Source organism: Streptomyces sp. NBC_00057 (assembly GCF_045041165.1).
In the GTDB taxonomy this organism is placed as follows: domain Bacteria; phylum Actinomycetota; class Actinomycetes; order Streptomycetales; family Streptomycetaceae; genus Streptomyces.
In genome coordinates this window covers 7739766-7760845 of the sequence record NZ_CP108256.1, presented here as the reverse complement: position 1 = coordinate 7760845, position 21080 = coordinate 7739766, and the positions used below count along the sequence as shown (strand labels likewise).

The 21080-nt window shown below is 69.1% G+C and carries 24 protein-coding genes and 2 pseudogenes; 12 read left to right on the top strand and 14 right to left on the bottom strand.

The annotated features are described in order from the left end of the window. Positions 1-44: 44 nt before the first annotated feature. From OG953_RS36690 to OG953_RS36655, 8 genes are all read right to left on the bottom strand, one after another. Entirely contained in the window at positions 45-1622 is a 1578-nt protein-coding gene (locus tag OG953_RS36690; protein ID WP_405689690.1) for an alpha/beta hydrolase, read from the bottom strand. A 157-nt stretch (positions 1623-1779) separates the two neighbouring features. Continuing rightward, on the bottom strand, positions 1780-2553 hold the full coding sequence (locus tag OG953_RS36685) for an urease accessory protein UreD (RefSeq protein ID WP_405689688.1): 774 nt from the start codon (positions 2551-2553) through the stop codon (positions 1780-1782). Further along, the gene (gene ureG, locus OG953_RS36680; RefSeq protein WP_405689685.1) at positions 2550-3227 is read right to left on the bottom strand and encodes an urease accessory protein UreG; all 678 of its coding nucleotides are present in this window, start codon (positions 3225-3227) and stop codon (positions 2550-2552) included. Before ureG ends, OG953_RS36685 begins: the two co-directional genes overlap by 4 nt. A gap of 26 nt (positions 3228-3253) precedes the next feature. Further along, complete coding sequence (locus OG953_RS36675; protein WP_405689683.1) at positions 3254-3916, bottom strand: urease accessory protein UreF; 663 nt, start codon at positions 3914-3916, stop codon at positions 3254-3256. Between the two features lie 13 nt (positions 3917-3929). Next, positions 3930-5651 (bottom strand): urease subunit alpha, encoded by a 1722-nt coding sequence (locus OG953_RS36670; protein ID WP_405689682.1) that lies wholly within the window; start codon positions 5649-5651, stop codon positions 3930-3932. Continuing rightward, positions 5644-5955 (bottom strand): urease subunit beta, encoded by a 312-nt coding sequence (locus OG953_RS36665; protein WP_405689680.1) that lies wholly within the window; start codon positions 5953-5955, stop codon positions 5644-5646. The genes OG953_RS36670 and OG953_RS36665 overlap by 8 nt, the downstream gene beginning before the upstream one ends. A gap of 15 nt (positions 5956-5970) precedes the next feature. Continuing rightward, a complete protein-coding gene (locus OG953_RS36660; RefSeq protein ID WP_189280153.1) occupies positions 5971-6273 on the bottom strand; it encodes an urease subunit gamma in 303 nt (100 codons plus the stop codon). A 138-nt stretch (positions 6274-6411) separates the two neighbouring features. Then, a complete protein-coding gene (locus tag OG953_RS36655; protein WP_405689678.1) occupies positions 6412-7032 on the bottom strand; it encodes a TetR/AcrR family transcriptional regulator in 621 nt (206 codons plus the stop codon). A gap of 107 nt (positions 7033-7139) precedes the next feature. On the opposite strand from OG953_RS36655, the gene OG953_RS36650 reads away from it, so the two are divergent. After that, the gene (locus OG953_RS36650) at positions 7140-8129 is read left to right on the top strand and encodes an ABC transporter permease (protein ID WP_405689676.1); all 990 of its coding nucleotides are present in this window, start codon (positions 7140-7142) and stop codon (positions 8127-8129) included. Positions 8130-8212: 83 nt separating this feature from the next. Here the strand turns inward: OG953_RS36650 and OG953_RS36645 are convergent, their stop codons facing one another. Then, on the bottom strand, positions 8213-8497 hold the full coding sequence (locus OG953_RS36645) for a type II toxin-antitoxin system Phd/YefM family antitoxin (protein ID WP_405689674.1): 285 nt from the start codon (positions 8495-8497) through the stop codon (positions 8213-8215). 209 nt (positions 8498-8706) lie between these two features. On the opposite strand from OG953_RS36645, the pseudogene OG953_RS36640 reads away from it, so the two are divergent. After that, positions 8707-8919, top strand: a pseudogene (locus tag OG953_RS36640) (IS110 family transposase); the annotation flags it as partial. 97 nt (positions 8920-9016) lie between these two features. Here the strand turns inward: OG953_RS36640 and OG953_RS36635 are convergent. Continuing rightward, a complete protein-coding gene (locus OG953_RS36635; protein WP_405689672.1) occupies positions 9017-9511 on the bottom strand; it encodes a MarR family winged helix-turn-helix transcriptional regulator in 495 nt (164 codons plus the stop codon). 223 nt (positions 9512-9734) lie between these two features. Between OG953_RS36635 and OG953_RS36630 the strand changes: the two genes are divergently transcribed. The 4 genes from OG953_RS36630 to OG953_RS36615 all read left to right on the top strand — a co-directional run bounded on the left by OG953_RS36630 (position 9735) and on the right by OG953_RS36615 (position 12631). Next, entirely contained in the window at positions 9735-10361 is a 627-nt protein-coding gene (locus tag OG953_RS36630; protein WP_405689670.1) for an isochorismatase family protein, read from the top strand. 628 nt (positions 10362-10989) lie between these two features. Beyond that, positions 10990-11676, top strand: a complete 687-nt coding sequence (gene nthB / locus OG953_RS36625) for a nitrile hydratase subunit beta (RefSeq protein WP_405689669.1) — start codon at positions 10990-10992, stop codon at positions 11674-11676. Then, the gene (gene nthA / locus OG953_RS36620) at positions 11673-12272 is read left to right on the top strand and encodes a nitrile hydratase subunit alpha (RefSeq protein ID WP_405689667.1); all 600 of its coding nucleotides are present in this window, start codon (positions 11673-11675) and stop codon (positions 12270-12272) included. Before nthB ends, nthA begins: the two co-directional genes overlap by 4 nt. Beyond that, a complete protein-coding gene (locus OG953_RS36615) occupies positions 12269-12631 on the top strand; it encodes a nitrile hydratase accessory protein (protein ID WP_405689664.1) in 363 nt (120 codons plus the stop codon). Before nthA ends, OG953_RS36615 begins: the two co-directional genes overlap by 4 nt. Before the next feature lie 215 nt (positions 12632-12846). On the opposite strand, the gene OG953_RS36610 is transcribed toward OG953_RS36615, so the two are convergent. Continuing rightward, positions 12847-13545 (bottom strand): SDR family oxidoreductase, encoded by a 699-nt coding sequence (locus OG953_RS36610; protein ID WP_405689662.1) that lies wholly within the window; start codon positions 13543-13545, stop codon positions 12847-12849. A 72-nt stretch (positions 13546-13617) separates the two neighbouring features. Between OG953_RS36610 and OG953_RS36605 the strand changes: the two genes are divergently transcribed. Both OG953_RS36605 and OG953_RS36600 read left to right on the top strand, forming a co-directional pair. Next, positions 13618-14577: a cytochrome P450 gene (locus tag OG953_RS36605; protein WP_405689660.1), complete on the top strand. Its 960-nt coding sequence runs from the start codon at positions 13618-13620 to the stop codon at positions 14575-14577. Positions 14578-14782: 205 nt separating this feature from the next. Beyond that, positions 14783-14974: a hypothetical protein gene (locus tag OG953_RS36600; protein WP_405689659.1), complete on the top strand. Its 192-nt coding sequence runs from the start codon at positions 14783-14785 to the stop codon at positions 14972-14974. Between the two features lie 42 nt (positions 14975-15016). On the opposite strand, the gene OG953_RS36595 is transcribed toward OG953_RS36600, so the two are convergent. Together OG953_RS36595 and OG953_RS36590 are read right to left on the bottom strand one after the other, a co-directional pair. After that, positions 15017-15469, bottom strand: a complete 453-nt coding sequence (locus OG953_RS36595; protein WP_405689657.1) for a hypothetical protein — start codon at positions 15467-15469, stop codon at positions 15017-15019. Between the two features lie 34 nt (positions 15470-15503). Beyond that, positions 15504-15752 carry a hypothetical protein gene (locus OG953_RS36590; protein ID WP_405689655.1) on the bottom strand — a complete coding sequence of 83 codons (249 nt, stop codon included), beginning with the start codon at positions 15750-15752 and terminating at the stop codon, positions 15504-15506. A 95-nt stretch (positions 15753-15847) separates the two neighbouring features. Here OG953_RS36590 and OG953_RS36585 point away from each other — a divergent pair. The 4 genes and pseudogenes from OG953_RS36585 to OG953_RS36570 all read left to right on the top strand — a co-directional run. Then, positions 15848-16050 (top strand): annotated as a pseudogene (locus OG953_RS36585) (transposase); the annotation flags it as partial. A gap of 234 nt (positions 16051-16284) precedes the next feature. Beyond that, positions 16285-17283 (top strand): acetylxylan esterase, encoded by a 999-nt coding sequence (locus OG953_RS36580; RefSeq protein ID WP_405689653.1) that lies wholly within the window; start codon positions 16285-16287, stop codon positions 17281-17283. 150 nt (positions 17284-17433) lie between these two features. Then, a complete protein-coding gene (locus OG953_RS36575) occupies positions 17434-17634 on the top strand; it encodes a transposase (RefSeq protein WP_405689652.1) in 201 nt (66 codons plus the stop codon). Positions 17635-17778: 144 nt separating this feature from the next. After that, complete coding sequence (locus OG953_RS36570; protein ID WP_405689650.1) at positions 17779-18567, top strand: IclR family transcriptional regulator; 789 nt, start codon at positions 17779-17781, stop codon at positions 18565-18567. Positions 18568-18630: 63 nt separating this feature from the next. On the opposite strand, the gene OG953_RS36565 is transcribed toward OG953_RS36570, so the two are convergent. Beyond that, positions 18631-20919, bottom strand: coding sequence for an FAD-dependent oxidoreductase (locus tag OG953_RS36565; protein ID WP_405689648.1), 2289 nt, complete (start codon positions 20917-20919; stop codon positions 18631-18633). Positions 20920-21080 lie beyond the last annotated feature (161 nt).

Sequence of the window (21080 nt, the reverse complement as noted above, 5' to 3'; positions counted from 1 at the left end):
GTGGTTCGAGGCCTCCGGCCGCCCGTGCCCGTGAGGTGTGACCGTTACGGCTTGGGCGTGGCGTGCGGGGCGCACGTCACGTCGCTGCGGTCGGTCCTGCCGGTGAGCAGGTAGGTGTCCACCCGCTCGTTGATGCAGGGGTTGACCAGGCCGGTGACACCGTGCGAACCGGCGTCCCGCTCCGTGATGAGGCGCGAGCCCTTGAAGCGCTTGTGCAGTTCGACAGCGCCCTCGTACGGGGTTGCGGCGTCACGCGTGGACTGCACGATCAGCACCGGCGGCAGGCCCTTGCCGGTCTTCACGTTCAGCGGGGTCTGCTGCTTGGCCGACCAGGTCGCACAGGGCAGGTTCATCCAGGCGTTGGCCCAGGTCATGAACGGGTAGTCCTTGTGCAGCCGGGTGTTGTCGCGGTCCCACTTCTGCCAGCTGGTGGGCCACTTGGCGTCCGCGCACTCGACCGCCGTGTACACGGCGTTGCCGTTCTCCGAGGAGATGTTCCCCGCGATGTCCGACATGGTCGGTCCGGCGGCCTTGACCAGCGCCTGGGTGTCGCCGCCCAGGTAGTCGCTCCAGGTCCGGGCGACGCGCGCCCAGCTGGAGTCGTAGTAGGGCGCGCTCTGGAAGAAGCCGATGAGCTCGGCGGGGCCGACGACACCACCGATCGGGTTCTGCTTCGCGGCGGCGCGCAGCTTCAGCCACGCCTGCTCGACCTTCTCGGGGGTGTCGCCGATGTGGAAGGCGGAGTCGTTCTCGGCGACCCATGCCTTCCAGTCGTCCCAGCGCCCCTGGAAGGCGATGTCCTGGTTGAGGTTGGCCTGGTACCAGATGTTGTCCTTCGCCGGGTCGACGACACTGTCGACGACCATGCGGCGGACGTGGGTCGGGAAGAGCGTGCCGTAGACCGCGCCCAGATAGGTGCCGTAGGAGACACCCAGGAAGTTGAGCTGCTTCTCACCGAGGGCGGCGCGGATGACATCCAGGTCGCGTGCGGTGTTCGGTGTGGTCATGTGCGGCAGCATGTCGCCGCTGCGTTCGGCGCAGCCGTCCGCGTACTCGGCGGCGAGCTTGCGCTGGGCGCGCTTGTCGGCCTCGGAGTCGGGTACGGGGTCGGCCTTCGGGGCCTTGGCGTACTCCTGGGGGTCGATGCAGGAGATCGGCGCGGAGTGGCCGACGCCCCGAGGGTCGAAGCCCACGAAGTCGTAGGCCTTCGCCGCGTTCGCCCAGATCGCGGTCTGGTTGATGATGCGCTTCGGGAACGCCATGCCCGAACCGCCGGGGCCACCCGGGTTGTAGAGCAGGGCGCCCTGACGCTCGTCCTCCGTGCCGGTGCTGACGTGCCGGTCGACGGCGAGCCTGATCTGCTTGCCGTCGGGCCTGGCGTAGTCGAGCGGCACGGTCACCCAGCCGCACTGGATCGGCTTGGCCAGGGCCCAGTCGGCCGGACAGTCCTTCCAGTCGATGCCGGACCTGGCCGCCCGTGCCGCGGCGACCTGAACGCCGCGTGCCTCGGAACCTTGGTGGTGACGGCCTTCGGCAGTGGCCGCCGGTGCGGTCACCGCGCCTGCTATGAGCGTGCCCGCGATCAGAGCGCCGGCCGAGCCGAGCACTGCTGTGCGTCTCAAGTGGAACCTCCCCCATCTCTGAAGCGCCGCCGGTGGCGGCGCAGTTCATTCGGGACCTCCCGCGGATCCTGTCGTCTGTGAGGTTCCTGAGAACAGGTCACACACCCACTTCTTTACCGAATCGATAACCGGACACCCGTGTCCCGCTGAGCGGTATTCACCCTGCCGGGATGTCGAGTACGTCGCTCAGAGCGTCGTCCAGGACCCTGCGCAGCAGGCGTGCATCGGGGGCGACCGCTGTCACCAGAACGGCCGGACCGGCGAGCGGGGTGAGGACGGCGGTCGGTCCCAGCAGGCGCGCTTCGGGACTCTTGTCGTCGAACGACGGGTCCACGGCGAGGAGTTGACCGATGGCTCGGTGGCCGCCCAGGACGGCCGCGCCGTCCCAGCCGCCGGGTGCTCCTGGCCCGTACGCCACCTGCTGGCCGATCAGCGGACGGCCGGCGCGGTGCACGGTGAGGCGGCTGGTGAGGGTGCCGGTGCTCTCGCCGTGGCGGCCGAGAATCTGCTCCTCGCGCAGCACCAGCCTTGCGGTGGGGGCGAGTTCGACCCGTGTGGTCATGTGCAGGACGCTGCCGTGCGCCGAGACGAGCTGCTCCGGCAGCCAGCAGAGCTCGGCCCGTTCCCCCACGCTCAACCCGATGTCGTACGTGGCCGGTTCGGCGGCCGCTCCCGGTCCGGGCAGGGCGATGGTCGCCGCGGCCGAGTCGACGGTGAGCCGGGCGCCTTCCTCGACCCGTGCCTCGATGGCGAGCCGGTCGCCGCCGAGCGGCGCGCTCATGGCGCCGACGACGGTGACACGGGCATACGGGCCGTTCGCTGCCCGGGTCCGGCGCAGGGCGAGCGGTCCGTCGCTCTCCAGCACGGGGAGTGAGGTGACGCCCCGGCTGTCGAGGACCGCGGTGATCCGGGCGGTGGCCTGGACGCTCATGCGGTCCAGGCGGCGAGCTGCCCCCGCACCCAGTCGACGACGGGCCCCACGCCTTCCTCGGAGGCGAGCGAGGTGAAGGCCACGGGGAGCGGGCCGCGCTGCTGTGCGGCGTCGTGAGCCATACGGTCGAGATCGGAGCCGACGTACGGGGCGAGGTCGGTCTTGTTGATGACGAGCAGGTCGGAGGTGGTGACGCCGGGGCCGCCCTTGCGCGGGATGTCGTCACCGCCCGCCACATCGATGACGAATATCTGGGCGTCGACCAGGCCTTTGGAGAAAGTGGCGGTGAGGTTGTCGCCGCCGGATTCGACCAGGATCAGATCAAGCGGCCCGACGGTGTCCTCCAGGTCCTCGACGGCTTCGAGGTTGGCGGAGATGTCGTCCCTGATCGCGGTGTGCGGGCAGGCACCGGTCTCCACGGCCTGGATGCGCTCGGGCGGCAGGACGGCATGGCGCAGCAGGAAGGCGGCGTCCTCGCGGGTGTAGATGTCGTTGGTGACCACGGCGATGGAGAGCTGGTCGCGCAGGGCCCGGCACAGGGCTGCGACGGTTGCGGTCTTTCCCGAGCCGACCGGTCCGCCGAGTCCGATGCGCAGGGCGCGGCGGGTGCCGTCGGGGCGGGCGGCATCGGCGCTCACGGCGGCGGGGCCGTGCTGGGCGTGGTCGAGGTGCATGAGGTCGGCTCCTGGTTCTTGCAGGTCTACGAGGCAAACAGGCGAATTGGCCAGGCCGCGTGCGCCTCGGCGGTGATGTCGAGGAGAGGGGCGGAGGCGGCGGGCAGCGCGTCGATGGTTCCGTGCGCCGCAGCGGCGGCCTGTTCGGCGATCCGGTCGAGCTCGGGTGCGAGGCGGGCGAGGACGGCGGTGGCCTCGAAGGGGTCGAGGGAGAGCAGGCGGACGACGGCGGTGGCCGGTCCGCTGACGGTCTCGTAGGCGACGCAGTGCGCGGCGTCCTCGGGCCGGAGGCCCGCGGCGCGGGCGGTGAGGCCGAGCACGACGGGCTGGTGGGCGCCGCGCGGCCGGGCCTGGGCCAGGGCGGCGAGTTCGGGACTGGGCCAGGTGGCGCGGGCGGCCCGCATCAGCTGCCGGCCGAGCTTGCGCGCGACGGTCCGCAGCGCGGGCGACGGGGTACGGGCATCGGCGGCCTCGTCGAGCGCGAGCGGGTCATGGCCGCGGGCGGCCGCCGCGGCAAGTGCGGCGGCCGTGAGTCCGGTGGTGTGGAGGCGGCCCCGGCAGAACTCGGCGAGGTCCTCGGCGTTACGAATACGTCCTTCCTTCACGGCCGGTTCGGCGCCGCCGGAGTGGGCGTGGCCACCTGCGGGGAACCGGCCGTCGGCGAGGACGAGCAGAGCTGCGCGGCTCATCACAGGGTCCGCATCAGAAGAGGAAGTAGCGCTGGGCCAGGGGAAGTTCGGCGGCCGGTTCCGGTTCGACCGTTTCGCCGTCGATCGTCACGGCGAAGCTGTCGGGGTCGACGTGGACCCGCGGCAGTGTGTCGTTCTCCCGCATGTCGGCCTTGGTGACGCCGCGCGTGCTGGTGATCGGAACGAATTGCTTGCCGAGACCGAGGCGTTCGGGCAGCCCGTCCTCGATGGCCGCGTTCGCCACGAAGTTGAACGAGTTGGCGGCGGGCGCCCGGCCGAGTGCGCCGAACATCGGCCGCGGCATCACCGGCTGCGGGGTAGGGATGGACGCGTTGGCGTCGCCCATCTGCGCGTACGCGATCTGCCCGCCCTTGATGACGGTCTGCGGCTTGACGCCGAAGAACGCCGGGTCCCACAGCACCAGATCGGCGAGCTTGCCGGTCTCGACCGAACCGATCTCCCGGTCGAGGCCCTGGGCGACCGCGGGGTTGATGGTGTATTTGGCGACATAACGACGAACCCGGTGGTTGTCGGCCCGGCCGTCGCCGGGAAGGACGCCGCGGCGCTTCTTCATCACATGGGCGGTCTGCCAGGTGCGCAGGACGACCTCGCCGATGCGGCCCATCGCCTGGGCGTCGGAGGAGATGATCGAGATCGCCCCGAGGTCGTGGAGGATGTCCTCCGCCGCGATGGTGGAGGGACGGATCCGGGACTCGGCGAAGGCCAGGTCCTCCGGCACGGCGGGGTTGAGGTGGTGACAGACCATCAGCATGTCGAGGTGTTCCTCGATGGTGTTGACGGTGTGCGGCCGGGTCGGATTGGTGGAACTGGGCAGGACGTACGGCTCCGAGACCACGGTGATGATGTCCGGGGCGTGCCCGCCGCCGGCGCCTTCGGTGTGGTAGGCGTGGATGGAGCGTCCGGCGATGGCCGCGAGCGTATCGGCGACGAAGCCGGCCTCGTTGAGGGTGTCCGTGTGGATGGCGAGCTGCGCGCCGCTCTCCTCGCACACGTTCAGACAGGCGTCGATGACGGCGGGAGTGGCACCCCAGTCCTCGTGGATCTTGAATCCGAGGGCGCCCCCGCGCAGTTGGGCGCGCATGGCGTCGCCCGACATCGTGTTGCCCTTGCCGAGCAGCCCGATGTTGACGGGGTAGGTCTCCAGGGCCTCGAACATCCGGGCAAGGTGCCAGGCGCCCGGAGTGACCGTGGTCGCCTTCGTGCCCTCGGCCGGTCCGGTGCCGCCTCCGACGAGCGTGGTGACACCGGCGGAGAGCGCCTGGTCGACGATGGTCGGCGAGATGAAGTGGACATGGGCGTCGATGGCGCCCGCGGTGAGGAACTGGCCGTTGCCCGCGACGATTTCGGTCTCGGGGCCGATGACCAGATCGGGGTCGACGCCGTCCATGGTGTCCGGGTTGCCGGCTTTGCCGATCCCGGTGATCCGGCCGTCGCGGATGCCGATGTCCGCCTTCACGATGCCCCAGTGGTCAATGATCACGGCGCCGGTGATGACGGTGTCCGGGGCGCCTTCGGCGCGGGTGGTACGCGCCTGGCCCATCGACTCGCGGATCACCTTGCCTCCGCCGAAAACTGCCTCGTCTCCCGCGAGTCCGGGGCCGCCCGAGCGGTCCTCCTCGATCTCGACGAGCAGATCGGTGTCGGCGAGCCGGATGCGGTCGCCGGTCGTGGGGCCGAACAGGTCGGCGTAGACCGCGCGGTCGAGTTCAGCCATCGATGGCACCTCCGGTTTCGCCGCGCAGGCCGGGGACGATACGCCGTCCGGCGAGCGGGACGAGCTCGATGTCGACGGGTACGCCGGGTTCGAAACGCACGGCGGTCCCGGCGGCGATGTTCAGCCTCAGTCCGCGGGCGGCCGAACGGTCGAAGTCCAGGCCCGGGTTGGCCTCGGCGAAGTGATAGTGCGAACCGACCTGGACGGGTCGGTCGGCGGCGTTGAGAACGGTGAGGCGGGTGACGGCCCGGCCCTCGTTGAACGGTACGGGCCCGTCTCCGTACAGGATCTCTCCGGGAATCACCGGTGACACCTCCTGTCAGACGATCGGCTCGTGCACGGTCACGAGCTTGGTGCCGTCCGGGAAGGTGGCCTCGACCTGGACGTCATGGATCATCTCGGGCACCCCGTCCATGACGTCCTCGCGGGAGAGCACCTTGCGGCCCGATGCCATCAGTTCGGAGACCGTACGACCGTCGCGGGCCCCCTCCAGCAGATGGGTGGTGATCAGCGCGACCGCCTCGGGGTGGTTGAGCCGCAGTCCGCGCGCCCGACGCTTCTGAGCCACGTCGGCAGCAACATGGATGAGCAGGCGTTCCTGCTCATGCGGAGTCAGTTGCATGCTTCCACCTCACAGTCCTGTGCCCAGTACCGGCCCTGGGCACAGCGAGACACTAGCCGCAGTCAACAGACTGTTGAACATCGAACCGGTCTCTCACGGCGAGGTATTGCACGTTGGAGCCGAAGTTTTTCCGGCGCGTTAACTGATCTTTTGCAGATCCATGGACATCAGGCCGCGCAGGCCGTTTTCCAGCACTTCGGGTTCGGCGTCGCCGAACATCGCCAGCTGGGCGATGAACCCCTGAGCGGTGGCGATCAGCGTGCGGGCCACATGATCGGCGGACACATCGGAGCCGAGCAGGCCGATGTCGCGGTACACGTCGACCAGCTCCGTCCACGCCGCCCGCAAACCCCCGAAAGCCTCGGCGAGTGTGGCAGCCAGCCGCTCACTGCGCAGAGTCTCGGACCACACCTGCACGATCAGTCCGGCATAGGCCTGTCGACCCATGCCACGCCCAGCACTTTCGAACAGCGAGCGGGCCACACGACCGATCAGCACATCAGGGGCAGGCGGCGGCGAAACACGGGCGGCCTCCTCGAACGCCCGCCTGACGCCGCCGACCGCCTCATCGGCGATGGCCGCGATCAGGTCTTCCTTCCCGCTGAAGTAACGGTAGACCGCACCGGCCGACAGGCCGACCTCCTTCAGCACCCCCTGCATCGATGTGCCGTGGAAGCCGTCGCGCGCGAAGCAGCGCGCCGCGCCGTCGATGATCTGCCGACGGCGGGCGTCGAGGTGTTCCTGGGATACACGGGCCATGTCGCAAATCTAAAACGAACGTTCCTTCTTGACAAGCCCCGACACCCGACGGACAGTGTGGCCATCAACTAAAACGAACGATCCTTCTCTTTGAATCGAGGCCTCTCGTGTCCGCTACCCCGAACCGCCGCATGGTGGCGGTCATCCTGCTGATCCCCGTGGTGGTGATCCTCGCGCTCTGGGCCTTCGCCTGGCCCGCGGCCCGGATCGCACCACACGATCTGCCCGTCGGGGTAGCCGGTTCCGCACCGGCCGCCGATCGGCTCCAGCAGCAGTTCGAGCAGCGCGAGGGCGCCTTCGAGGTCCATCGCTACGCGTCCGCGGCCGATGCCCGGCACGCGATAGAGGACCGGTCCGTATATGGCGCGGTCGCGGTCACCCCGCAGGGCCCGCAGTTGCTGACCGCATCCGCGGCGAGCCCGGTGGTGGCCCAACTGCTGCGCGAAGCGGTCACGGCCCAGGCCCCCGAGGGCGCTCAGGTGCAGGTCACGGATGTGGTGGCGGCGCCCGCCGGGGATGCGCGCGGCAACGCGCTCGGTGCGAGCTTCCTGCCACTGGCGATCGCCGGCGTCCTTTCGGGCTCCGCGGTCACGATGCTGCGGCTGCGCGGAGGCCGGGCCGCACTGGCGCTCATCGGCGCGGCCACACTGGTCGGGGTCGGCGCGGCGGCGCTGACCGACAACTGGCTCGGCGTGATCACCGGCGACTGGTGGGCCGAGGCCGGGACTCTGGGCCTCACCGTCCTGGCCACAGGCGGGACGGTGGCGGGGCTCGCCGCGCTGATCGGTCCGCCCGGTGTCGGCCTCGGCGCCCTGCTGATGGTGCTCCTCGGAAACCCGTTCTCCGGCGTTACCAGCGCTCCCGAGCTGCTGCCCCGGCCGATCGGGACGATCGGACAGCTGATGCCGCCGGGTGCGGGCGGCTCACTGCTGCGGTCGGTGGCCTTCTTCGACGGCAGCGGTGCGGGCAGTGCGCTGCTCACGCTCACGATATGGGCGGCGCTCGGGCTGACGGCGGTACTGATCGGCGGCCGACGCCGGGCCCGGCCTCCGGCCGTGCCCGCTCCCAGCGCCCCGGAGCCGGCCCTGATGGGCTGACCTCGTTCGAGCATGCCGTGCACCCCCGCCGCAACGGGCGGGGGTGCACGGCATTTCCGCGTTACGGAACGTCAGTGCGGCGCTCAGCTGCCCGGCTCGCGGTACCCCGTGTGTTCCGCCGCGATGCCGAAGCGCCGCCGTTCGCCGGGAGCGGACACGGAGGAGCCGATCGAGGAGACCGAGCTGATCACCTGCTCCTCGGCAGCCGCCTCGTCGTTTTCGAGTCGCTCCAGGTCAGCGGCCGAAACGAGCGCCACGAGCGGCTTGCCGTGCCGCGTCACAACCACTCGCTCGCCGCCGTAGACAACGCGGTTGATCAGTTCGGCGAGCTCAGCTCGGGCTTGCGTCACCGGAATCTCGTAGGCCATGCTCCCTAGCCTATGTAATGTCCACCTGGTCCGCCGTGGTCCGTAGCGACGGCGATTATCCAGGTCAGAGGCTCTCGCGTGCTCCCGTGCGCTCTCGATTGTGAGAGATGTGTGAGACGAGGTGGGACGAAGAGTTTTCTGGTAGCCCCGGATCCTGACGGGTCTCAGCGTCGGGGCCGGAAGCGGGGTGAGATACCGCTGAACGCGGGGTCGAAACAGCCCTCGGGCACCAGACATCCGCCCTGCTCAGGCAGCTGAACACCGCCTGCGACAACGCTGAACAGCTCGAAGAAGCCGTCACGCAAGCCTTCGCAGAGCATCACGATGCCCCGATCGTCCGCAGCTTTCCCGGACTTGCCTCACTGACCGGCGCCCGGATTTTGGCAGAGATCGGCGATGACCGGACCCGCTTTGCCAACGCTCCCGGCACGCGCCAAGGGTTCGTACTCGTCGCCAGCTCATGGCCGCCCGGCCCTCGCCGCACACGAAGGCCGCCCGGGCGCCAAGGCTCAACCAGTCTCACTGGTCACGCGGTTGTCCTGGCCGAGTCCCGGTGCCTTGGCCACCGCGCTCGGTCTCACGTTGGAGTTCGGACACGCTTCGGAGAGTCGCCTTGAAGGCCGTGTACTCCTGCTCGCCCAGCGCTTTCGCATGGCGTTCCTCGATCGCGCGCATGATCGAGGAAGCAGCCTCCATCTGGAGCAGGCCCCGTTCTGTGGGGCAGATCAGTTTGGCGCGGCGGTCCACAGGGTCGGGCTGGCGTTCGACATACCCCAGGCGTTCGAGATCGTCGACGAGAGTGCCGATGACCTGCTTGTGCTGCCCGGAGGCGCGGGCGAGTTCGCTGGCACGGATGCCGTCGGCGCGCAGGTAGGCGAGGACTGCGCCGGCGCGGGGAGCTATGTCGTCGAAGCCCTGCTCGGCGAGCGTAGTGAACAGTTCCCGCTGGACGGAGAAGAGAACTCGGGCGGCGAGTACGCCGAGGTCCGGGTCCGTGGCCTGGTGCCCGGTCAACGCTCCTCCGTCGGTACGCTCGTCCGCGGTTCTGCCATGACCAGCAATTTTAGCCCTGCCCGGTGGGCTGTCCATCGCCCCGGGTGCCGGGGGCCGGGTGCCCAGTCCCTGCCGATGCTTGCGCTCCAGGTGGCAGAAGGCATAGCCTCAAATTCGTCACTAATCTTGACTATCAATATCAGTGACCAGTGAAGCCGTGGCCCAACCCTCGAAGGAGCGGAAAATGAGCGAGCACAGCAAGTTCCTGGAGTCTGTTACCCGGGAGAACGCCGCCGTGGTGCTGGTTGACCACCAAGTGGGCCTCCTCTCGGGCGTCCGGGACGTCCCGGTCGGCGAGCTGAAGCACAACGTGGTGGCGCTGGCCCGGGCCGCTACCGTGCTGGGCATCCCGCTGGTCGTCACCACCACAGCGGCCGACAGCATGTGGGGGCCGACCACCCCCGAACTTGTCCAGGCACTGCCGACCGGACAGAAGATCATCGACCGCGGCACGGTCAACGCCTGGCACGACGACCGGGTACGCGAGGCCATCGAGACCACCGGCCGGCAGAAGCTGATCTTCGCTGGGGTGTCGCTAGAGGTTTGCGCGGCCCTGCCCGCGATCTCCGCCACAGCTGCCGGGTACGACGCCTACGTCACCGTGGACGCCTCCGGCACCTTCAGCCAGGCCAAGCGTGAGGCCGGACTGCTCCGCATGCAGCAGGCAGGCGTCATCGTCTCCGACTACGCCACTCTCATGGTCGAGGCGCTGGCGGACAACGCCGCACCCGAGTCCGGCGCCCTGTACGCCGCCCTGGACATGCCGTTCGCCGTCCTGGTGGGCCAGATCTCTGCGGCCTACCGCGCATAGGGGCTCACCGGCCGCCGGGCCCCGGCACACGCCCGAGCCAGGGCCCGCCAATGGCCAGAAGGCAAGTACCAGTAGCACCACGTCCTGCCTCGACCCCCACGCGGAACCCCGAGCCGGGCAGCAACCGAAACACGGCCGGCAGCAGGGAAAGCAGCAGGGCCTCCTCGTCAGCTTCCGCCTCCACCTGGACGGCGTGCACCCGGACCTGAAAGTCCGAGCGCCCACCGGCGGCTACCGCTCCGATGCCCTTGGCAACCTGATCTGTCCCGCTGAGACGACGCTCACCATGTACGCGCCTCAGGGCAACGGCTCTGCCAACCAGCCCAGAACCGGTACGAAAAGAAAAAGGCCACGCGCCTGAGACGGGAACGTGGCCACGGGCGTGAGACATCCCAAGGACACGCAGGTCGCAGTACTTCAAGATGACAAGGAATTTGAGACCCACAACAATGAAGTCAGCCGACGTCAGTGCTCTGACCAGGCTCGACTGACTTCGTTGTCACGCGTCACCGCTCTTCTCGTGCGGCTGGTGCCTGCCGCCGGCCGGGTTTCACATGCGGCCGATGCCGCGACGCCGAGAACACCGCCCGCCTACAATTCCAGTGAATATGTTCACCATTGCAGATATATGAGAGATTATGCGATGGATGGTATCGCCGATATGGGGGGAACCCCGGGATGGGGTCCCGTTCATCCGCCGAGACGCGATGAACCTGTTTTCGAGGAGCCCTGGCAGCTCAAGGCATTCGCGCTTGCGATCCTCTCCAGCCGCGTTGCGTGCGGCGGCATCAACACGGACGCCTTCCGGCACGCGCTGGAGCGCCTGGACCGGGCCGCCTACCTGGACGACGGCTACTACGGGCGCTGGCTCAACGCCGGGGAGCTGATGCTCACCGACAGCGCCATCCTGGCGCCGGGCGCGATCGACGCCCGCGCCCGCAACCTGCGCGGTGAGCGCGTCGAGGAACCGCCGATCCCGGAGCCCGCCCGGCCGGACTACACGCCGACCGCCGAGGGCTCGCTGCGCACTGTGGACGCCGCCCCGGTCTTCGCCGTCGGCGAGCGTGTGCGCGCCAAGGACATGTCGCCGCCCGGGCACACTCGGCTGCCGGGCTACGTACGGGGCCATACCGGCATCGTCGAGCTCATCCAGCCCGCCGCGGTGCTGCCGGACACCAACGCGCACTTCCTGGGCGAGAACCCGCAGCACGTCTACTCGGTGCGGTTCGACTCGCACGAGCTGTGGGGCGTCGACGCCGAACCCTTCGCGCTCACCGCAGAGCTGTACGAGAGCTACCTGGAGACAACCTCATGACCACCACCGGCGGACCGGGCGAGAGGCTTCCCGCGGCCCTGCGCACCGAGGCGCTCGAGCAACTGCTCACCGAGCGGGGCCTGATCGACCCGAAGGTGATGAACGGGATCATCACCACCTACGAGACCCACGTGGGCCCGCTCAACGGGGCCGAGGTCGTCGCCAAGGCGTGGACCGATCCGGAGTACCGGCGGCGGCTGCTCGAGGACGGCACCGCCGCCATCAAGGAGTTGGGCTTCTCGGGGCAGCAGGGCGAGCACATCGTCGTCGTGGAGAACACCGCGACCACCCACAACGTGGTGGTCTGCACGCTGTGCTCGTGCTACCCGTGGCCGGTGCTCGGCCTGCCGCCGAGCTGGTACAAGGACCCCGCCTACCGCGCGCGGATCGTCAGGGAGCCGCGTAGGGTGCTGGCCGAGATGGGACTCCAACTCTCCGACGACGTGCGGATCACCGTCCGCGACTCCACCAGCGAGGTGCGCTGGCTGGTGCTGCCCGAACGTCCGGCCGGCACCGAGCACTTGTCCGAGGAAGAGCTCGTGCCGCTGGTGACGAGGGACGCGATGGTGGGCGTGGCGAGGGTCGAGGCCCCATGAGCGCGCCGTTGGACATCGAGGGCCCGACCGCACCGCCCCGCTCCAACGGCGAGTTGGTGTTCGCCGAGCCGTGGGAGAGCCGTGCCTTCGGCATGGCCGTCAGTTTGTACGAGGCGGGCGCGTTCACCTGGCCGCAATTCCAGGCCGCGTTGATCGCCCGGATCGCTGCCTGGGAGAACGCGTCGGCGCGGGAGGAGCCCTACAACTACTACCTGCTCTGGCTGGGTGCCCTGGAGGACGTGCTCGTCGACCTGCGCGCCGTGTCCACGGACGAGGTCACCGCACGCACCGAGGCCCTGGCGCAACGCCCCGAGGGCCATGACCACCGTCACGATCACGACCATCCGCACTCACACTGATCCGCAGCGTCCTCCCCCGACAGCGGATCGCGACCCGCCGCCACACGTTCTCGCCGTGGCGGCGCAGCGCATCGTGCAGCCACGAGCCCGTGGCCATGCCCTGGTCGACCGCGGGCTCTACCTGCCTAACAGAATCGCACACGGACAGGCTGCATCCACGGCGCATGCGTATCCCCGGCCTGCTCGACGGCCGGGACCAAAGTGGCCCCGGGCACTCACCGATTGGCGTACAGCTTGTCCAGTCCCCCCGAGAGCCTGGCGCGTACCTGGCGGGTGACCTCGTCAACCAGCACTTCGGGTTCATCGTTGAGCAGCCCCGTCATCGTCGCCTCGGCCACGTCGCCGACGAGGGTTTTCGGGGAGTCGACGTCCGCCGACAAGTCGGTGTCGACATAGCCGGCATGCACGCCGACCACCAGCGTGCCCTGCTCCTGCAGTGCCAGCCGGAAGGCGTTCGTCAGCGACCATTGAGCGGACTTGGAGGCCGCGTAGCTCGGAAACTGCCGATTGGCCACCCACGACGCCACGGATAGCATGTTCACCAGTGCTCCACCGCCATGGGCGGCCAACACGGGCGCGAACGCACGCGAGACAGACCAGGTGCCGAAGTAGTTGACTTCCATCTCGCGTCTGGCACCGTCGAATGACCCCTCCAGCAGCGAGGGGCCACCGGTGACCCCGGCGTTGTTGATGACAATGTTGACATCATCGGCGGCACGTGCGGCTGCGGCGACCTGCTCCTCGTCGGTGACGTCCAGTCGCAGCGGAGTGAGCCCGGAGGCCAAGGCGGCCTTCGGGTCCCGGACGCCGGCGTAGACCTTGGCCGCGCCGTGCGCGAGCAGGGCCTCGGTGAACGCCATTCCGATGCCACGGTTGGCTCCCGTGACAAGGGCTACCGAACCGTTGATGTCCATGATCAACACTTCCGTCAGCGAAGGCGAAGGACTCTCTTCTTCAAGGCTAGTACGGGACTGTAAAACGTTCGTTTGACAGACCCTCTGCCGGTGATGGACGGACCCAGGCATACGGAACTGCGCCGCGTGTTGATGAAGGCGTTCTCGCCACGAGCCCCGGCGTCGGTGGTGGACAGCATCGCGAACGCCTCCCGCGCACTGGTCACGGAGGCCGTGGAGCGGGGCCGGTGCGACGTCGCCCGGGACATCGCCGCGCAGCTCCCCCTTCGGGCAATCTGCGATCTGCTCGACGTTCCGCCGGCGGACCGGCAGCAGTTGCTGACCAGGACCTCGAAAGCGCTCGGGGCGGAGAGCGCAGAAGAGCTGGCAGCGGACTCCTGGGTGTCCCGTGGCGAGATCCTCTTCTACTTCGCCGAGCTGGCGGCGCGGCGACGGCGCGAGCCGGGGGACGACATCGTCAGTCTCCTCACCCAGTGCCGGGTCGGTGGTCAGAACCTCACCGACGAGGAGGTGGTCCTCAACTGCTACAGCCTGATCCTCGGCGGTGACGAGACCACACGCCTGGCGCTGGTCGGGGCGGTGGCCGCGCTGCTGGAGAACCCCGAGCAGTGGCGGACCTACCAGGCGGGCGGCATCGCCACGGAGACGGCGGTGGAGGAGGTCCTGCGCTGGACGACGCCGACGCTGCACGCGGGGCGTACGGCCACGGTCGGCATCGACCTGCACGGCCGGACCGTCCGGGCAGGTGACGTCGTCACGCTCTGGAACGCGGCCGCCAACCGGGACGGGTCGGCCTTCGACGAACCGGACCGCTTCCTGCTGTCGCGCTCCCCGAACCCGCACCTGACGTTGGCGTTCGGTCCGCACTTCTGCCTGGGGGCGTTCCTCGCGCGGGCCGAGATCGGCGCGGTCCTGTGCGATCTGCGGGACCTGGTGGGCGAGATGCGCCCCACGGCCCCGCCGCGGCGCGTCTACTCCAACTTCCTGTCCGGGATCGACTCGCTCGCGATCGCACTCACACCGGTCCGCTGACCGGGCGCGCACGACCTTCCCGGCTACGTCATCACGGTCTGCTTCACCACGGCCACCATGGCGTAGGCGACAGTGTCGGCCCGGTAGCCGGTGCGGTTGGACCAGTGAGCAGTGGATGGTTCCTCGGTAATCCTGAAGAACCGTCATGATCCGTTCGGGCCCTCCGCGCCTTCGCCCCGTGCCACACTCGCGGGATGTCGCTCACATGGCCAACTGGCGCGACGCCGCGCTGGAGCTCGGCGAGTTCGCCCCCGTCGGGCCCGCACTGCGGCTCTGCCCCGGCGGGAAGGACGACTGCCCCGTAGGCGGTCAGGCGCTCGGCTTCTTCTGCTGGGCCGCCCAGACGCGGCGCACGAGCTGGATGCGGGATGGCCGAGCCACCAGTTCGCCGCCGTAGCCGCAGGCCGTTGACGCGGCGGACAACCCGGAGAGTCCTCCACTAGCTGCCGGACAGGTCGCGCCTCTGCTCCGCGGTGAACGCCGCGTCCGCCTGTGCCTGGCGTCGGTCCACGAGATCGGCGAAACGGGCGACCGAGGCACGCTCGGTCGGCGTGAGATCGTCGACTGTCGCCTCGATGGCGGCGCGGACGCCGTCGCCCACGTCATGCGCAGAACGGAATTCGGCCTCGATGGCCCCGACCGTTTCGAAGTAACCGAGTTCGACGAGGCGTCGAACAGAGCCACGGGTCTCAGCCTCCGGCATGCCAAGTTCAGAGATCAGCCAATCGACATCGCCGTATGGGGCACAGACGTCCAACAGCCACCGGCAGCGCAGATATACGCCGAGGTCGGTCGCAGAGAGGCGACGGTCGGTGATGGGATCGTGGGGGACGACAACCGCGTACGGCCCGGCGCTCTCACTGCGAAGTCTCACCGGTTCGGGGGTGGGCATGCCTGGTCCTCCTTGGGGCGGTGTCCCCGTGAGTCTAGGGTTCGGCACCGACGCGGTCCGACAGACCGAGCAGGAACTTCAGCACACAGACGGTGGCCAATTGGGCGGGCGAGATGCCGGGGCGTCCGTCACGCGGGTACCAGCCCGCGAAGTCCTCGTCGCACCACAGTCCGTCCAGCCGGTCTCTTACCCACATCGCCGTCGTACCGCCCGGGTTGCTCGCCCGCGCGATCTGCGCGGTCAGAGACGGGACCTGCTCACCGGAACGGGGACGGAGCGACAACTGACACCTCGACAACTGCATCGGCCTTCGAAGCAGTCCCGAGCATGCCCGCTGATCACGCTGGCGCACCGGGAAACTCCAAGATCCCCGACAGAGTCAAGTTAGCCGCGACCTGTTGCAAGGCGCAGGTGAGTCACCGTATTGTCTCGCAGGCGATGATGATCGCGACGGGGATTCCACCAGCGGGCACCGCGAGGTCCTCGGGTTGATGGTCGGCGACAGCGAGTCGAAGCCGTTTTGCACCGAATTCCTGCGCCGTCTACGGGCCCGCGGCCTGGACCACGTCCAGCTGGTGGTCTAACGACGGACCGACGTCGTCCAGATCTTCCCCAACCCCGCCGCCCCTGGACCGACTCGCCGCCGTCCTGATCGAAACAGCTGCCGTGACTACATCGCCCAGCGGGACGTGACCGTTGAGTCGGCAGGTCAAGCCCGTACCGGGGGCTCAGCGCCGGCAGGACAGGGTACGTCGTGTCGAGAGCTGTGCCGGAAGGGCGTGCTGGTCACTTCGCACACCGAACAAGGAGAGATCTTGCCCACCCATCCGCTCACGTCAGACGGCAGTGAACTCAGCTCGCTTCAGCATGATTTGCCGTTCGACCCCACCTACGGCTACGACCTGCCGCGCCTCCTTGCGGTGGGGGCTCCGCCAGGCCCGGACGGCTTCGCCGACTTCTGGCAGGAGCGCTACGCGAGTGCGCTACGCGTCGACCCGGCGCCTCGGATCGAGGGACCGTGGGCCACCGTGGACGGCGTGCGGGTCGCCGACGTCTCGTACACATCCGCCGACGGCGTCCGTATCGGCGGGTGGCTGACCGTCCCTGCCGATGGCCGCGTTACGCAGGGCTGTGTGGCGACACACGGATACGGAGGCCGGGCGGCCCCGGCCCCCTGGCAACCCCCGCCGGGGACTGCGACCATCTGGCCCTGCCTGCGCGGGCTCGGAACGCGGAGCCTGCTGCCCGGCGTTCCCTCGGACTCGGCGGGGCACGTTCTGCACGGCATCGGCGCCCGGGAGTCGTACCTCATCGGCGGGTGCGTGGCGGATGTCTGGTGTGCGGCCACCGCACTGCTGCGGCTGGTGCCGGAGGCTGCCGGGCGGCTGACGTACCTGGGCACGAGTTTCGGCGGCGGCATCGGGGCGTTGGCGCTCCCCTGGGACGACCGTTTCCATGCCGCCGGCCTTACGGTGCCGACCTTCGGAAACCATCCGCTCCGGGTGACACTGCCGTGCACGGGCAGCGGAGAGTCGGTGCGTACGCGGCTCGCCGAGGAGCCCTCGGTGCTGGACGTCCTGGCGTACTTCGACGCCGCGACAGCGGCCCGGCACCTTCACATCCCAGTGCATGTGGGTGCCGCCCTGTTCGATCCGGCGGTACCCCCACCGGGGCAGTTCGCGGTGCACAACGCACTGGCCGGGCCGCGCGAACTCTTCGTTCTGCGGGCGGGGCACTTCGACCACCCGGACGAGCGGGCCGAAACGGCGGCCCTGGAAGAGGTCCAGCGACGCTTTCTGTCGGGGGCGGACTGAGTGGTGGTATCGCGCCCTACCGCTTGACCGCCTCCCGCACGGACGCGGTTACGGGGCTCAGCACAGTCGGCGTGACAGCGGTGAGGGGCAGCTCGCGCCTTCCCGGGGGAAAGGGCCCGCCGGACGGGCAGATGGGAGAGCACAGGTCCGATGCCTGCACCACGGCAGTACCCCGACGGGCTGCGCGAGCGGGCCATCCGCGAGGTCCAGGCCTCCGGTCGTCCGGTCGCCCATGTCGCGAAGGACCTGGGCATCCACAAGGAGGCCCCGCGCGGCTGGGTTCACCAGGCCGAGGCGCTCAACGGTTCCTTCAAGGCTACGAAACTCGGGGCAGCTCAGACTGCCGGGTGAATGCCGGCAGTTCCGCGACGTCGCCCGCGTCTGGCCCGGGTGACGTCGCGGAACTGCCACTGTCGCTGATTTCAGGTACGGGCGTCGATGATGCGCGATATGCTGATGCAGATTGTGCAAGCGATTTGCAAAACGAGGAGGGTCATGGCTACGCGGGCGACTGATGTCGGGACGAACCAGAGCGTCGAACGAGCGGTCTCGGTGCTGCGCGCACTCGACTCCGGTCGGGCCGAACTCCGTGTCTCCGACGTCGCCGAGCTCACCGGACTGGGCTCGTCGACCACCTCTCGCCTGCTGTCCACCCTGGAACGCCTCGACATGGTCGAACGCGATCCGGTCAGCAACCTCTACCGGCTCAGCCTCGGCCTCCTCCCCCTCGCCGCCACCGCCACCAACCGCCACCCCGTGCACCGGGCCGCCCGCATGGTGCTCCAGGACCTCGCCACCCGCACCGGGCTCGGGGCCAACGTGGCCGTACGCCGCGGTACCGAGCTGATGTTCCTGTGCAATTTCGAGGGCACGCGCGCCCCCAAGTCCTATACGCAGGCCGGACACACCGCCCCGCTGCATGCCACGAGCATCGGCAAGTGTCTGCTCACCGATCTCGCTCCCAAAGAGCGTCGCAAACTGCTGGGAGAACCTCTCGACGCGCACACCGAGTACACGACCACCAGTCACGACCTCCTCGACACCGAGATCGACACTGTCCGGCGCACCGGATACGCCGTCGAAGCCGAGGAGCGCGCCCTGGGCCGCGCGTCCCTGGCCGCGCCCGTCCGCGACGCTTCGGGGGACGTCGTCGCCGCCATCTCCCTGTGGGGCCCGACCTCGCTGCTCGGGGACCGCTCCGATACCGAGGGGCAGCGCCTCGCCCTCGTACGCGAGGTCATCGAGGCCGCCGACGCCATCAGTCAGGCACTTGGCGCGCTCTGACGTACATGGCGAAGGGGTCCGGTGGAGGCTGATCAGCCTCCACCGGACCCCTTCGCCATGTGGCTATGCGCCGTACGCCTTGAAGGCGATCACGTGCGCGTGCCGTGCCCCGTGCGTCGCGTCGACCACGAGCCGTAGTGCGTCGGTGCGTACGGGGCTGCCGTCCGCGGCCCTCAGTTCGTGTACACGGTGGCGGCGTCGGTTGTCCGTCACCGTCAGGAGTGTGTGCCAGGTACCGGCGGCGTCGCGGCTCTGGATGCGGTAGTCGCGTACGAGTTCCGGCATGACCTCGTACGGGGTGCGGTGGCGGTGCAGGTTGTTGAGGTATTCGTCGACGTCGTCGTCGAACACCAGGCGCGTTTCGGCGAGTTCTTGCTCGTTGCGCCAGTCGAGACGGAGCCACTCAGCGGCGTCCTCCGGCGCGGAGGACCACATGTGCGGGCCGCCGTAGGGACGTTGGTATCCGCCTACGGCCCGTTCGGGGTGGAATGCCGTGGTGTCGGGGGCCGCTCGAAAGGCGAAGGTCTGGCGGCGCAAGCCGCGGGCCTGCCATTCCAGGACCAGTTGTCCGTCTTCTTCCGGGATGTCGTGGTCGACGGCCGCGTCTCCCTCGGCCTTCCTGCGCAGGGCGAGGACACCGTCGGTGCGTTCGGGTAGGAGGACCAGGGCCGTGTCCGCGCAGGCTCGGACGATGAGGATCGCGTTCTGGGGGGTGTCGGGGTGGTGGTCGAGGCGGGCCGTGACCCAGTGGGGGCCGTCGGACGGGACGGTGACAGTGGTCGTGAGGAGGTGGTCGGCGGGGACCGCGTTTTCGGGGTGGCCCGTGCTCCACAGTTCCACGGTGAGTTCGCGGGACTGGCCGTTCGGGGCGCCGTGGACGAGGAGGTCGACCGTGTCGAGTGCGGGGTCGACCGGAAGCAGGAGGGCCAGGTCGCGGGTGAGGGGGTACGGGGTGCCGGGCGCGGCCGGTGTGGGTTCGGCGGCCAGACGCGTCAGGTGGGAGGAGGCGGTGACGCGGGCAGTGCACGCCAGGTTGTCGGGGTCGTCGTCGGCGAGGCCGATCACGGAGGCGTCCTGGCGCAGCAGGGTGTGGCGTACCAGTTCCGGTCGTTTGGTGGCGAGTTCGCGCGGCGTGAGGCCCTCGGCGACGCACAGGGCCGCGGCGGTGCCCGCGGCCTCGCCGAGTGTCGCGCAGGTGGCCATGACGCGGGTGGCCCCGAAGGCGATGTGGGTGGCGGAGATGTTGCGCCCGGCGAAGTGCAGGTTCGTGACGTTCGCCGAGTACAGGGAGCGCAGCGGGATGTGGAAGATGCCGTCCGCGTATCGCTGGCGGGCGCCGGGCTCGTCGGCGTACATGCCCTGTACGGGGTGGAGGTCGACGGACCAGCCGCCGAAGGCGATCCGGTCGGCGAACTGGCGCTGCTGAAGGATGTCCTGCTGAGTGAGGACGTAGTCGCCGAGGAAGCGGCGGTACTCGCGCTTACCGGGGAGACTGCCGACCCATTCCAGGGTGAGGTTCGCCGCGTCGGGGAACTGGCCTGAGTTCTTGATGTGGTCCCAGACGCCCATGATCACGGCCTGGAGCTCGTCGCGGATGCGCTCGTTGTCGTGGACGGTGTCGAGTTCGCCGCCCCACTCGATCCACCAGTAGTCGCAGCCGTTGTCCCCGGTGCGCAGGATGCGGTTGCGCAGGATGGGCGTGGTCGACAGGTCCTTGGCGTAGGCGGGCGGTACGAACTTCGCCGGCCGGCCCGTGTCCCTGGTGTGGAAGAGGATCGTCGAGCCGAGCAGCGCCTGGTCCGCCTCGGCCGGCGCCCAGGGCTCGTCGAACTCGGTCTGTGCCTCGCGGCCTATGCGGTAGCGGGCACCGGCGAGGTGGCCGAGCAGGCCGTCACCGGTGCAGTCGAGGAACTGGCGCGCATGGAAGGTGATGCGGCGCTCCGAGCCCACCATCCAGCCGGTGCAGGAGTGCACCTCGCGGCTGTCGTCGGGGCCGCTCGCGTCGACCTCGCGTACGTCGGTGTTGAGGTAGAGGTCGATGTTCGGTTCGGCACGGACGGCGTCGAGGACGACCTGGTCCCAGTAATAGGGGTTGCCCTCGGGGTTGCGGTACTGGTTCTCGGTGTACAGCTCGCCCATGATTCCGGTCTCGCGGGCCCAGCGGTGCACGCCGTGTGCGGTGGCGCCGCAGACCCAGACGCGGATCTCGCTGCTGGCGTTGCCGCCCAGGACGGGCCGGTTGTTGACCAGGGCGACGCGTCGGCCGAGCCGGGCCGCGGCGATGGCCGCACAGGTCCCCGCCAATCCGCCGCCGATCACGGCGATGTCGTAATGGACCTCTTCTTCCCGCACGGTGCGGCCTCCTTGGTGTGAAGCTCGGATACTCCCCGGCAGCGGAGCAACCTTGAACGTACATCACATCCATATTGTGCAACCACTGTTCAGTCAGTGGGATTCGTTGTAAGTTCCGGTTACGGCCACCGACCTGGCTGTCGCAAGCCGAAGTTCAAGTT